The sequence below is a fragment of the Sorangium sp. So ce394 genome, assembly GCF_051474665.1.
Classification (GTDB): Bacteria; Myxococcota_A; Polyangia; order Polyangiales; family Polyangiaceae; genus Sorangium; species Sorangium cellulosum_D.
The window spans coordinates 1,071,182-1,083,871 of sequence record NZ_CP150339.1 but is presented as its reverse complement, the minus strand read 5'-3'; the positions used below and the strand labels follow the sequence as shown (position 1 = coordinate 1,083,871).

Here is a 12,690-nt window from a genome sequence, read left to right as displayed (position 1 = left end):
ACGAGAAGACCACGTGAAGCTAACTGTCCGCCTCCGTCCGGATCCGTCACGAAAAAGCGAGGAGGAGGGGAACATCGTTCGGTCGCTCTCGTGCTGTCGCAAGAATGCAGCGAGCGTGAGAGTTTGTTCGGCTCAGAAGGAAAGTTCCAGCCCCAGGCTCGCGCGCCCTGCGACCGCCGAGGGTCGGTGCACGAGGCCCACGCCATCGATGCCGAAGCGCTCTCGCCGCGTCGGGATCAGGAGCGCGGCGTGGGCGGCCGCGCCGAGCGGGCCGAGGATCGAGAAGCGCGCGTCGAGCCCCGCGGTGAGGGACAGCCACGTCGCCGATGCGCTCGCGGGGAAGCGCACGCCGAGCCCGGTGCCCGTCAGGTGATCGAGCTCGAGGCCGCCGCAGAGCGCGATGGGGAGCGCGGCTGGCTCGCCGCAGCCTTCGACGCCGACGACGGCGAGCGCGAAGGAGCCCCCGATGGACGTGCCCTCGGGGCCCGACGCGATCGTCGTCGAGCGACCCGGCCAGAGCGCTCCCTGGAGGCCGAGGCGCACGCGGCGATGACCGAGCGCGACGCGGGCGCCCACGCCGAGCGACGCGCCGGGCAACGTGCCCAGGTCGCCGGCGGCCGCGAGGCGCGCCATGAGGGTGATGCGATCGCCGGGGTCCGCCGCGCTTCGCTGCCTGGAAGGCGCCGGGACGGGGACAGGCGAGGCGCTGGCCTCGGCTGCGTCGGGGGCCCGCGGCGGAGGAGGTGGTCCGGGCGTCGCGGGGCCGGCGCCCGTCGCGCCCTCGCGCGCGGCCATGGCTTCGGGGTCGATCATCCACGCGAGGATCACCACGGTCGCCTCCGCCATCGCGCGGCACGATCGCTCCTCGATGACACGGACGCCCTGGGAGGAGCCCATCCAGGTGACGAGCTCGACACGAAAGCGCCCGTCCGCGTCGCGATGAACCTCGGCGCTCGCGCGCACGGGCGCTTGCTCGCGCGTGGGGGCGGGCCCCACGAGGCGCTGCACCTGCTCGATCACCTCGTCCCTGGACGGGCAGTCGCTGCCCTCCGGCGTGCGCCAGACCAGCGACACGCGCGCGCCGTCGTCCCCGGCGCTCGCCGCTCTCGGCGCGGCGAGCGCGGCGAGCACGGCGAGCACGGCGAGGGCGATGCAGGGGTGCGCCACACGGCTCCACGAGCGGATCATCGTGGCGGCTAGGCTTCGATCGGGGCTCGGGCTCGTCCAGCGCATTCTGTGCGTCATGCGCGCCTCGACGGCGCTGTCCGCGCTTCCGAGGAGCGCGCGGCCCGGGAGCTCAGAACATCGGCAGATCGGTGTCCAGCCCGAGGAGCACGCGGCCCTGGACCTCGCGCGTCTGCGGGGCGACGAGGGCGTGCTGCGTGACGGCGTGAACGTCGCGGAAGCAGCGCTGGAGAGGGCTCTTCTCGTAGAGCGCCGTGGCGCCGCCCGCCGTGAAGGCGAGATCGACGACGCGGGCCGCGCTGAGCGCGGCGTTCGTCGCCGCGAGCCGGACGCGCGCTCGCTCCTGGATCGAGATCGACGCGCCGGCGACCGCGGCGCCCCAGACGGCGCCGACCGCCTCGACGAGGTACGCCCTGGCCGCGCCCAGCGTGGCTTCGGCCTCGGCCACGACGGGCGCGGTCGACGGCCGCATCGCGAGCGACGTCGTCATCCCGGCCGGCCTCTTCGTCGCCGCGAGCGCCCTCAGCTCATCGAGGGCTGCCCGCGCCATCCCGAGCGCGGTCGACGCGACCGCGCTCGCGAGGAAGCCGAAGATGGGGAACGCGAAGAGGCGGCCCGGATAGGTCGGCGCCGTCAGCGGGAGACGGATGCACCGGCTGCTCGGCACGAAGACGTCCATGACCTCGAAATCGTGGCTCCCGGTGCCGGCGAGGCCGGCCACGCTCCACGTATCCAGGATCTTGCACTCGGAGGCGCGGAACATCGGCACGACGGCCGCGGGTACGCCCGCCGGCGACATGCGCGGGGCCGCGCCGTCGAAGATCACCGCGGTGCCGCCCAGCCAGTCGCAGTGCTCGCAGGCGCTCGCCATCGCCCACCGCCCGGTGACCCGAACACCTCCGTCGACCTCGACGGCGCGCCCGCTCGGCGTGAAGACCCCGCCGCTGACGACATCCGAGCTCGCGTACATCTCTCGACCTCCCTCCGCCGGGATGTACGCCTCGAACGCGCCGGTCGTTCCGCAGATCATCGCGCACCACCCCGCCGCGCCGTCGGCGCGCGAGAGCTCCTCGATCACGTGGAGGGCCGTGAGCGGGTCGGCCTCGAGCCCGCCGACCGCGCGCGGACGGCACATGCGGAAGATCCCCGATTCCCTGAACGCCTTCGCCACGGGATCGGGCAGACGGCGCTCGCGCTCCCCCTGCTGCGCGTGCTCCTTGATGAGCGGAACGAGGCCGCGCGCCGCGTCGAGGAGCGACGCGGGCTCGGCGGAGGACATCGTGGCCATGGTGAGCTCCAGGTCGCGGCCCATGCGTTCACCCCTTCTCCGGCGGCGGCGGCGCGTACCGCGCCTCTTCCGCGTAGTACCCGGGGAATCCGACGATCTCCTGGAGCGCCTCGAAGCGCATCCGGGGGTCCGGGTGACGGCCGGCGCGCAACGCGGCGAGCGCCTCGCGCATGGCGGCGGCGGCGACCGAGAGCAGGGTGAGCGGATACGCCGCGATCTTGTAGCCGATCGCCTCGAGCTCGGCCGGCGGCAGCACCGGAGTCCTGCCGTGATCCACCATGTTCGCCATGGCCGGCGCGCGCACTTCCCGGCAGAACGTGCGCATCTCCTCGACGCTCTCGGGCGCCTCCAGGAACACGATGTCGGCCCCGAGATCGGCGAACGCCTGGGCGCGGGCCAGCGCCTCGTCGAAGCCGTGCGTCTGCCGGGCGTCGGTGCGCGCCAGGATGAGCACCCCGGCGCCCTCGTCGCGCGCGTCCACGGCGGCCTGGATGCGGGTGAGCGCCTCGTCGCGGGGCACGACCTGCTTGCCGCGCGTGTGGCCGCAGCGCTTCGGAGCGACCTGGTCCTCGATCATGACGCACGCGAGCCCGGCCTGCGCGTAGCCGCGCACCGTGCGCTTCACGTTCATCGCGTTGCCGTAGCCCGTGTCGCCGTCGCCGAGCACCGGGATCGACACCGCGGCGCAGATCGCCCGCGCCTGGTCGACCATCTCGCCATACGAGATGAGCCCCGTGTCCGGGGCGCCGAGGCGCGCGGCCGAGACCGCGAAGCCGCTCATGAACGTGAGCGGGAAGCCCGCCTGCTCGATGAGCCGCGCCGACAGCGCGTCGAAGCAGCAAGGCATCACGAGGAGGCCGGGCGTCGCGAGGAGCTCGCGGAGCGTGTGAGCGGAGGACACGGCGCAGACGATACCGCGCCCGGCGGCCCTCCGGGCAAGCGCGATCGCCCCCGAGGCGCGCCGGCGCGGAGGGCGCGCTGGCGGCGCTCGCCGCAGCAGGCCGCGCCGGGGTTTCTATCGTCGGCGCGCGCCGCGGAGAGGCGACTCGCCTCTTGTCAGATCGCCAGAGCGCCTGATCCCGGCGCTCACACCCCTGTCGGGTATGTCTCCGCCTCGGGCTCGCGCCGCTCGGCGGTCCACTCCAGCGGCCTCACCGCGGTCGTCTCGTCGACGTGGATGACCGCGTCGAACTGCTCGCTGAGCCTCGCGTGGAAGTAATGGCTCGCCCGCTCGGTCTCCGGGAGATAGAGCACGCCGATCGCGCGCTCGAGCGAACGCTCGCGCAGCGCCTCGACGAGCTCGCGGCGCGCGCCCGCCTCGGGCCGCAGGTCGAGCCAGAAGCGCGAGAGCTCCGTGTCGTGGAAGAGCCGCTCGTAGCTGTTCGGCAGCGACGGCCGGACGCGCTTGATCTCCGCGGGATCGCCCCACTCGGAGGCGGCCATCACGGTGCCGGTGTGCGTCGAGAAGCCGACGAGGAACGTGGCTTCGCCGAAGCGCTCGCGCAGGAGCTGGCCGACGTTCCACTCGCCCGCCTCGCCCATCTGCGTCGCGCGCGCGTCGCCCAGGTGCGAGTTGTGCGCCCAGAGGACGGCCCGCGTCGGCGCGTGGAACCGGTCGAGGTGCGCGACGAGCGCCTCGACGGTCTCGGCCATGTACCGGTCGCGGAGGTTCCACGACGACACGGGGCCGCGGAACATGGTGCGATAATACTCCTCGGCGCTCTGCACGAGCCGCGCGTTCTGCTCGACCTGGAAGTACTCGTCCTCGGCGACACGCCCGTCGAGCCTCGCGTACTCGGCCTGCTTCTTCATCAGCTCCGTCAGCTGCTCGACGACCTCGCGCTCGCACGACCCGCTGAGCTCGAAGCCGGCCGCGTACCCGTACACCTGCGGATCCTCGCTGAACCGGTCGAAACAGCCGTAGCGGCGCCGCGCCCGCTCGGCGGCCTCCGGATCGACGCGGTCGAGGTACTGGAGGACGGCCTCCATCGAGGCGTGCAGGCTGTAGAGGTCCATGCCGTAGAAGCCCGCCTTCGCCCGCCCGCGCGGCACGCCGGCGTTGTGCTCGCGGAGCCAGCGGACGAGGCCGAGGACGTCCTCGTTGCGCCACATCCACTGCGGGAACCGCTTGAAGCCGGAGAGCGCCTCCTCGGCGCTGCCGTCGTCGTCCGTCCCGCGGACATAGCGGTTCACGCGGTACGCGTCCGGCCAGTCGGCCTCGACGATGACCGCGGTGAAGCCCTTCTCGGCGATGAGCCGCCGCGTGATCTGGGCGCGCGCCTGGTAGAACTCGTGGGTGCCGTGCGTGGCCTCGCCGAGCAGGACGAAGCGGCGATCGCCGATCGCGTCGAGCAGCGCGTCGTAGTCGCGCGCGCCGCCGCGCAGCGGCCGGGCGGCGTCGCGGACGAGGGCGGTCACGGGTTCTCGAGAGCTGGGCATGGTGTCACTCCTTGGTCCGTTGCGGCCGCGGCGGCCTCGGGACACGGCAGCTCCTCTCCAGCCCGCCGGATCGACGCCTCCGGCGAACGGCAGAGGATGCCCGTGGATTGCCGCTGTGCTCGCTGTTCCGTGGATCCGATTCGGTGTCTGGACAGGCGCCATGATTTGCAAAACCCGCGCCGAGACAGACCACGACCTCAGGAGCCGCCCGACTCCCAGAGACTCCGGAGCTCGGCTCGGCGCGCCAGCCCCGCGCCGGTGCGCCCGATCGAGCCGATACCGCTCACGGCAGGGTGTCGCTCACGGCATGGTGGAGACGCGCGCGCGCTTTCCGAGCTGGACCGAGGCGTAGAGGAGATAGAGGCCGGCGAGCCCGACGAGCACGTAGACGATGCGGCTGATCGTGCTGAGCCTGCCGAAGATCGCCGCGACCAGGTCGAACTCGAACAGCCCAACGAGCCCCCAGTTGACGGCGCCGATCACGGCCAGCACGATCGCGGCCCACGTTAGCCCTGAAATCCCACGGTTGACCTGTTCCATGCCCCCGGGAGAAGCACGAGCCGCGCCGCGCGCGACGTGCACCGCGCGCCCGCTGCGGCGCTGACGCCGCCGGTTCGCTCGGCGGGCGCTGGGCGGTCATGCGTGCGCCGGCGCGACGTCGAGCAGCGAGGGGAGGATCTCTCCCGCGCCGCCGGTGAACACGAAATCGCAGAGGCTGGTGACCGCGCTGGGCTCGACGTTGACCTCGGCGATGAGGGCGCCGTGGCGCTTGGCGAGGGGGACGAACCCCGCGGCCGGGTACACCACGGCCGAGGTGCCGACCACGAGCAGGAGATCGCAGCCGTCGACGCCGGCGGCCGCCGCGGCGAGGTCGCTCTCCTTCAGCGCTTCGCCGAACCAGACGACGTGCGGGCGCTGCACGCCGCCGCAGGGGCAGTGGGGCAGCTCCGCGGCGGTGAAGCGGCGAGCGCGGGTCTCCGGATCGGGGGAGCCGCTCCCCGCGAAGGCGGGGGTGATGGGCACGTCGCGGTTCTCGCTCACGCTCCCGCACGAGAGGCAGCGCACCTGCCACAGCGAGCCGTGGAGCCGCACCGGATCCTGCGAGCCCGCCTGCTCGTGCAGGCCGTCGATGTTCTGGGTGATCAGGGTGAAGGCGCCGCCGGCCTCCCGGAACCGCGCCTCCAGCCGCGCCAGCGCGTGGTGGCCCGGGTTCGGCAGGCAGCCGCGCGCGCGCTCGCGCCGGTGGTTGTAGAACTCCCACACGAGGCCCGGATCGCGCTGCCACGCCTCCGGCGAGGCGAGGCTCGTCGCCTCGTAGCGCCGCCACAGCCCCCCGGCGCCGCGGAACGTGGGGATGCCCGACTCCGCCGAGACGCCGGCGCCGGTCAGGACGGCGATCTTCCTGGCGCGGCGCAGGCTGGACTGGAAACGCTCGCGGCTCGTTGCGCTCATGGCGGACCTCCTGAGAATCGAGCAGGGAGGCGGGAAGGCGGGAGGGCGATCGCGCCTGCCGGTGCTCCCCGCGTTCCAGCGCACTCTAGCGCACGTTGCGGGGCGACGTCTGCGCCGCGGCCGGCGCGCGCCGCCCCGCGGTCGCGGCCCTGATTGCCGGCCGCGCCCCCGATTGCCGGCCGCGCCCCCGATCCAGGCCGCGGCGGACGCGCCGTCGACGCGCCCTCGATTTCGGGTGTAAGCCGCCGGAGGCGATCGCGTTTCCCTGGCACTCGGACGCGCCGGGGCCCGCCACCGCGAGCCCCGGCCGCGCCGGTCCCTCCGTCGACCGCCGGACGACCAGCGGCTCGCGGCTCTCGCGCGGCGAGAGCGGCGGAGGGATCCGTCTCGCCCCTGAACGGGGGCCGCGCGTGCGGCCCTCGCGAGGACGTGTGTCGGGGTCGGCGATGGCCGCCCCGCGAGAACGCACTGCGGGGATCCGCGCTCGCGATCCCCTTCAAGGAGGACACCTCATGCGCATCCGGCCCCTCGATCTCGTCGCCCCTGCTCTCCTCGCCGCGCTGCTCGTCGGCTGCGGCGGCGCCGCGCCTGTCGCCAGGGAGCCGGCAGCGCCGGCGGGGGCGGCAGCGCCGGTGGACACCGCCACCGCGCCGTCGATGCAGCCGGAGTTCGACGCTCCGCGAGAGGAGGGCCGCGCGTCCGCCGCCGCGGAGAAGGCCGAGGAGGCGGACGCCTCCGGCGCCCCGGCCGTCGCGGCGGCGCCGCCCCCGCCTGCCTCGCCGTCGCCGGCGGCCCCGTCGGCCGGCGTGACCGCGGCTGGCAAGCCGGAGGCGCGCCGCAGCGTGACGGGCGCCGCGCCGGCGCCGAAGAAGGTCTCCGCCCCGGCGCCGGCCGCCGCGCCGCGTCCCGCCGCCCCGCCCGCGGCGGTCGCCGTGACGGCGCCCGAGCCCCAGGGCAGCGAGTCGTACCGGGACTACGGCGTCAACCCGGTGGAGGACCCCGCGAAGGACAGGCTCTCGACGTTCGCGATCGACGTGGACACGGCCTCTTACGCGATCGCGCGCCGCAAGATCCTGGACGGCGCGCTGCCTCCTTATCAGGCCGTGCGCGCCGAGGAGTTCCTCAACTACTTCGATTATGGCTATGCGTCTCCGACGGCGGGCCCGTTCGCGGTGCACCTCGCGGCCGCGCCCTCGCCGTTCACGGTGGGCCATCACCTCGTGCGCGTGGCGGTCCAGGGCAAGCGCGTGCCGGCCAAGGAGCGGACGCCGGTGCACCTCGTGTACCTCGTCGACACGAGCGGCTCGATGCACGCGCCGGACCGGATCGAGCTCGCGAAGAAGAGCTTGAGGATGCTCACCGAGTCGCTCAAGCCGGGGGATACGGTCGCGCTCTGCACCTATGCGGGCAGCGTGCGGGAGGTGCTGGCGCCGACCAGCATCGAGAGCAAGGGGAAGATCCTCGCGGCGATCGCGGACCTCACGGCGGGCGGCTCCACCGCCATGGCGAGCGGGATCGATCTCGCCTACAGCCTGGCGGAGCGGACGCTCGTGAAGGGGCACATCAACCGTGTCGTCGTGCTCTCCGACGGCGACGCGAACGTCGGTCCGACCTCTCACGAGGAGATCCTGAAGACCATCAAGCGCGCGCGGGACAAGGGGATCACGCTGTCCACGGTCGGCTTCGGCCAGGGCAACTACAAGGATGTCATGATGGAGCAGCTCGCCAACCAGGGCGACGGGAATTACGCGTACATCGACAGCGAGGCGCAGGCGCGGCGGGTCTTCTCCGAGCAGGTGGGCGGGATGCTCCAGGTCATTGCGCGCGACGTGAAGATCCAGGTCGAGTTCGATCCGAGCTTCGTGAAGAGCTATCGGCTGATTGGCTACGAGAACCGCAACGTGGCCGACCGGGATTTCCGGAACGACAAGGTGGACGCGGGCGAGATCGGCGCCGGTCACAGCGTGACGGCCATCTACGATGTCGAGCTCAAGGACGCCGCGTCGAGGGGCGCGGGCGCGGCGCCGCTCGTCGTGCGCCTCCGCCACAAGGCGCCGCTCGGCTCGGACGTGGCCGAGGAGACGCTGGTCAAGATGGCTCCGGGCGCCATCGCCCCTACCTTCGACGCGGCGCCGGCCGATCTTCGCTTTGCGTCCGCGGTGGCCGGCTTCTCCGAGATCTTGCGCCACAGCCCGCATGCGCGCTCCTGGAGGCTCTCCGACGTCGAGAAGATCGCGAGGGCGTCGGCCTCCAGCAAGGGAGATCAGCAGGAGTTCATCGGCATCGTCCGCCGCGCCGGCGCGCTCGCCGGCGGCAAGACGGACGCGGTGGCTGCGAGGGGCGCCGACTGACCTGCCGGGGAGGCGGCGGTGCTTGCCGGGGGGGACGCCATCGCTGAAGCAGCGGTGGCTCGAAGGGCGAGCTGTCTGGATGCCAGGAGAGGGAGATAGAGAGAAGAGAATTTAACGCAAAGGCGCAAAGGCGCAAGGAGAGAGAAAGAGAGAGAGCTCGCACCTTCTCTCTCTTTCTTTTTTGCGCCTTTGCGCCTTCGCCTTTGCGTTAAATTCTTCGAATCTTTACCTGCCTCCGGAGCATCCAGGCACGCCGCAGTACGCAGGCGATCCCTCGTCGGCAACCGGCACACCGAGCCGTGACAGGAAAGGACACGCCAGAGCTCGGCCGTATTTCGAAGCGCACTCTATTGTACACGCGCTCACCGCAGATCACAGCGCCGGCTCCCCCCAGTGGCCCCCTCGCGGCACCGAAACCGCGATATCGCAGACCCGCGCCGCGTGGAAGCGCAACGCACGCCACCCGCGACGAATGCCGACGAAAACCGACGAAAACCGACCGACGAGAGCAACCGGCAGACTGGATTCCAGCGCGGCGCAGATCCAATGCAGTTTCTCGACTGGAATCCGCGGAACTGTGACTTGACATCTCGTCACCGATGTCGCTTTTATCATTCACCGTCCTCGGGCGTGTCGCGCGGGACGAAGGCGGGAAGCGAGGACGCTGCCGTGGAAGCGCTGTGCGTAACGATGCGGGGGCGGTGCCAGTATTGCCAGGCGATGCTGCCCATCAACCGGGTCGACACGAAGATCTTCTGCTCGGGGTGCGGCACGTTCACCGAGATCGCCAACCGCGTGTGGCATCGCATGCTACGCGAGCCGCTCTACCGCGCTCCGCGCCTGCTGCCAGGCGAGGTGCAGCGCGTGCAGGAAATGTCGCTGTCACTCGAATTTTCTCGGTCGAAGCCCGCGTGCCGCTCTTGCCGGACGCCGCTCGCCGTGGATTCGAGCGCGCTCACCCCCCTCTCGTGCTCGAGCTGCGGGGCGCAGCACGCCCGCCGCCGCTGGCCGGCGGACATCCCGATCGCCGGGCTCGATCCCGAGGCGGTCCTCGTCGGAGAGGAGCCCGAAATCGCGCCCCCGGACGAGCGCCCGGACGCCCCAGGGCTCGATCCGACGCCTTGCGCCCTTTGCGGCGGCGCGCGCGACTCCAGCGCTCCCGCGGAGGGCTGCGAGCGCTGCGCCGCGGCCCCGCACGTTCCCGAAACATCCTCGCGACGACCCCGTGACCGCGCGCCGATAACGTGGCTCATCGCGTCCGAGCGGTTCGCCCCGATCAGCGGGCACGCCGCGCCCGTGCAAGAAGGGCTCTTCGACTGGAGAGAGGCGCCCAGGGTCGCTCCGCTCGACGACGGAGGGTTCGTCCTGCTCTCGCTCTCCAGCGGAGAGTGGACCGGGCCGCGGCGGAGCCTCGACGAGGTGCACGAGCGCGTCGTCATGGCGCTCGACCCGGACCTCCGGGTGCGGTGGCTCCGGCGCGAGCGCGTCCCCGGCAGGCTCGGCAAGCAGGCGCTCGGCCTCGCGTCCGACGGCGAGCGCATCGTCCTCTATTCCTCCCGAGAAGGGCACGAGGTGCTCGACGGTAGGACGGGCGCCTCGCTCGGAAAACATGCGACGAGCGACGCGATGATCGCGTCGCTCCACGGGCGGGAGGCGCGCGCCCTCGGCCTCCACCTGCGGATCGACAGGGGACGCCTCGCCGTGGTGCACGGCGACGCCGCCGCGCTCCCCGGAGCGGTCCTCGGCCGGCGCGGCGTGAAGGTCATCCGGCGCCTGCCCGGCGGCGGGCTCGGCGTCCTCTCCCGCCACCGAGGGGTGCGGCTCGACGTCGTCGATCCGCGCGGCGGGCTCAGGACGTTCCTTGTCAATCCGAAGGACGGCTCGCTCGACGGGCTCTCGTTCTCGGTCAGCCGGAGCGGGCTCGTCGGCGTGCTCAACCACCGCCGCCTCTGGGTGGCCCGGCCCGGGGACGAGGAGCTCCGCACCTGCCTCGACGGCCCGGCCGATCGCGTGTGGCGCGACTCCGTGCTCCTCGCCGCCGACGACGGCGTCTGGCTCTTCGAGAACGGCTCGGGCGCGCGCCGCTACGCCCCAGACGGCGCCTTGCTCTTCGACGCCGAGATCTGCCCGCGGCCCAAGGCGCGCGCGCCGGCGCAGCTCGCCAGCGAGTCGACGCAGAAGCGGATGGAGAGGGCCCGGAGACACCGGCTCTCGCGCGCCGGCAAGGCGGAGCACGAGCTCGGCGAGGGCACGCGGAGCGAGGCGGCGCGCCAGACGAAATGGCCGCTGCGCGCGCTCGCGTGGCTGCTCGGCCGCACGACGCTGCTCGCCCTCGGGCTCGCGCTGGGCCCCAGCAGCGCGCTCGGCGGCTGATCTCGAGCGAGCGGTCGCCTCATCGGCGCAAGGGCCCGCCCCGCGCCGCCGCGCCGCCGCGCCGCCGCGTTCGTGGTATGCGGCGGACATGGGGTTGCTCGCGATCTGCGGCTCGATCACCGCCGATCTCCTCGGTTACGGCCCGCGGCTGCCGCGCCCGGGCGAGTCGGTGCTGGGCCGCCGCTTCCTCGTCGCGCCGGGCGGCAAGGGCGCGAACCAGGCGGTCGCGGCGGCGCGCTCCGGCGCCCGCGTGCGGCTCGCGGGCGCGCGCGGCGACGACGCCCACGGCGAGCTCTGCGCCGCCGCGCTCGCCGCCGACGGCGTGGACCTCTCCGCCGTGGCGATCCACCGCGGCGCGACGACCGGCGTGGCCCTCATCTGCGTCGATGACGCCGGGGAGAACCAGATCCTCGCGATCCCCGGCGCCAACGCGCTCGTCGCGCCGCCCGCGCCGTGCGGGGCCTCCGTCTGGCTGTGCCAGGGCGAGATCCCGGCCGAGGCCATCGCCGGCGTGCTGTCGGCCGCGCGGGCGGACGGCGCGCTGTCGATCTGCAATCCATCGCCCGTCAACGCCATCGACCCCGCGCTCGTCGGCCGGTTCGATCTCGCCGTGGTCAACGAGCTCGAGCACGAGGCGCTGCGAGGCCACCTGCCGGAGCGCGTGGTGCTCACCCGCGGCGCCCGCGGCGCCGTGCTGCTGCCCTCGGGCGAGGAGCTCCCCGCCCTCCCCGCGCGCGCCGTCGACACGACCGGCGCAGGGGACGCGCTCGCGGGCGTCCTCGCCGGCGGGCTCGCCTCCGGGATGGCCATCGAGGCCGCGCTGCGCCTCGCGATCGCGGCGGCGGGCATCTCGGTCGAGCGCGAGGGGTGCCAGCCCTCCTATCCGACGCGCGCCGAGGTGGAGCGCCGCCTCGGCGCTTCCCCGGGCCCGTGATCGCCGCTCCGCCCGACCTCCCCGGCGGGGGGCGCCCCCCTCACGCCGGCTGAACGCTCGCCTCCGCCCGGGCCGGGTGCTCCGCGATCCATCGATTCAGGAACGCCGCGCTGTCGTCCCAGCCCGCGCGCATCTCCTTCTCCATGAGGCCCTCGAGCATCCTGCCGAACCCGAAGATCTTCGCCTCGATCGTGGCCCTCGCCACGCGCGTCACCTGGCCGGGGCCCGACGGCTCGATCCGCAAGGTGCCCGAGTTGCGCAGCCGATCGGAGAGCAGGCTCGGCGCCATGGTCCAGCTCCACGTCCGCGCGGCCTTGTCGAAGACGCTCTCCTCGACGTAGCGGAAGTTCGGCCCGAGCATCGATTGAATGGCGGCGGGCAGCGCGTGGATACGGGGCTGCCCGACGGCCTTGCGCACCCGCGTGCGCTCGTCCTCCCGCTGCTCCAGCACCTCGAACGAGGGGAATTTGAGGACGTCGCGGTACATCTGTTCGTTGACCTCACCGCTGAAGAACAGCTCCCAGAAGGTGTCCTCGTCGCAGCGGATCACGTGCCTCGCCTCGATGTGGATCATGCGTTTTCCCTCTCCTGCGCACACCTTGGAGCCGGACGAGCCGACTGACAACCGGCGCGAGGAAGCTCGGCGCAGATGTTTTGACGCCGCCCGC

The 12,690-nt window shown here is 72.9% G+C and carries 10 protein-coding genes; 3 read left to right on the top strand and 7 right to left on the bottom strand.

Going from position 1 to position 12,690, the window contains the following annotated elements; all coding sequences use genetic code 11:
• Positions 1-132 precede the first annotated feature (132 nt).
• The 6 genes from WMF33_RS04070 to WMF33_RS04045 form a co-directional block, all read right to left on the bottom strand.
• A complete protein-coding gene (locus WMF33_RS04070; RefSeq protein ID WP_437335898.1) occupies positions 133-1,188 on the bottom strand; it encodes a hypothetical protein in 1,056 nt (351 codons plus the stop codon).
• A 109-nt stretch (positions 1,189-1,297) separates the two neighbouring features.
• Complete coding sequence (locus WMF33_RS04065) at positions 1,298-2,497, bottom strand: acyl-CoA dehydrogenase family protein (protein ID WP_437335897.1); 1,200 nt, start codon at positions 2,495-2,497, stop codon at positions 1,298-1,300.
• 4 nt (positions 2,498-2,501) lie between these two features.
• Complete coding sequence (locus WMF33_RS04060) at positions 2,502-3,374, bottom strand: isocitrate lyase/PEP mutase family protein (RefSeq protein WP_437335896.1); 873 nt, start codon at positions 3,372-3,374, stop codon at positions 2,502-2,504.
• 185 nt (positions 3,375-3,559) lie between these two features.
• On the bottom strand, positions 3,560-4,912 hold the full coding sequence (locus tag WMF33_RS04055; protein WP_437335895.1) for an erythromycin esterase family protein: 1,353 nt from the start codon (positions 4,910-4,912) through the stop codon (positions 3,560-3,562).
• A gap of 300 nt (positions 4,913-5,212) precedes the next feature.
• The gene (locus WMF33_RS04050; RefSeq protein ID WP_044985492.1) at positions 5,213-5,452 is read right to left on the bottom strand and encodes a DUF378 domain-containing protein; all 240 of its coding nucleotides are present in this window, start codon (positions 5,450-5,452) and stop codon (positions 5,213-5,215) included.
• Between the two features lie 96 nt (positions 5,453-5,548).
• A complete protein-coding gene (locus WMF33_RS04045; RefSeq protein WP_437335894.1) occupies positions 5,549-6,364 on the bottom strand; it encodes an SIR2 family NAD-dependent protein deacylase in 816 nt (271 codons plus the stop codon).
• A 512-nt stretch (positions 6,365-6,876) separates the two neighbouring features.
• Between WMF33_RS04045 and WMF33_RS04040 the strand changes: the two genes are divergently transcribed.
• The 3 genes from WMF33_RS04040 (at position 6,877) to WMF33_RS04030 (ending at position 12,022) form a co-directional block, all read left to right on the top strand.
• Positions 6,877-8,715, top strand: coding sequence for a vWA domain-containing protein (locus WMF33_RS04040; RefSeq protein ID WP_437335893.1), 1,839 nt, complete (start codon positions 6,877-6,879; stop codon positions 8,713-8,715).
• A gap of 669 nt (positions 8,716-9,384) precedes the next feature.
• Complete coding sequence (locus WMF33_RS04035) at positions 9,385-11,088, top strand: hypothetical protein (RefSeq protein WP_437335892.1); 1,704 nt, start codon at positions 9,385-9,387, stop codon at positions 11,086-11,088.
• Between the two features lie 88 nt (positions 11,089-11,176).
• A complete protein-coding gene (locus WMF33_RS04030; RefSeq protein ID WP_437335891.1) occupies positions 11,177-12,022 on the top strand; it encodes a ribokinase in 846 nt (281 codons plus the stop codon).
• A gap of 40 nt (positions 12,023-12,062) precedes the next feature.
• Here WMF33_RS04030 and WMF33_RS04025 read toward each other — a convergent pair whose 3' ends face one another.
• On the bottom strand, positions 12,063-12,596 hold the full coding sequence (locus tag WMF33_RS04025) for a DUF2505 domain-containing protein (protein WP_437335890.1): 534 nt from the start codon (positions 12,594-12,596) through the stop codon (positions 12,063-12,065).
• Positions 12,597-12,690 lie beyond the last annotated feature (94 nt).

Coding starts and splice junctions, on each gene's coding strand:
- WMF33_RS04045 (WP_437335894.1), bottom strand. CDS start 6,364: ATGAGCGCAACGAGCCGCGAGCGTTTCCAGTCCAGCCTGCGCCGCGCC.
- WMF33_RS04040 (WP_437335893.1), top strand. CDS start 6,877: ATGCGCATCCGGCCCCTCGATCTCGTCGCCCCTGCTCTCCTCGCCGCG.
- WMF33_RS04065 (WP_437335897.1), bottom strand. CDS start 2,497: ATGGGCCGCGACCTGGAGCTCACCATGGCCACGATGTCCTCCGCCGAG.
- WMF33_RS04025 (WP_437335890.1), bottom strand. CDS start 12,596: ATGATCCACATCGAGGCGAGGCACGTGATCCGCTGCGACGAGGACACC.
- WMF33_RS04030 (WP_437335891.1), top strand. CDS start 11,177: ATGGGGTTGCTCGCGATCTGCGGCTCGATCACCGCCGATCTCCTCGGT.
- WMF33_RS04050 (WP_044985492.1), bottom strand. CDS start 5,452: ATGGAACAGGTCAACCGTGGGATTTCAGGGCTAACGTGGGCCGCGATC.
- WMF33_RS04055 (WP_437335895.1), bottom strand. CDS start 4,912: ATGCCCAGCTCTCGAGAACCCGTGACCGCCCTCGTCCGCGACGCCGCC.
- WMF33_RS04070 (WP_437335898.1), bottom strand. CDS start 1,188: ATGATCCGCTCGTGGAGCCGTGTGGCGCACCCCTGCATCGCCCTCGCC.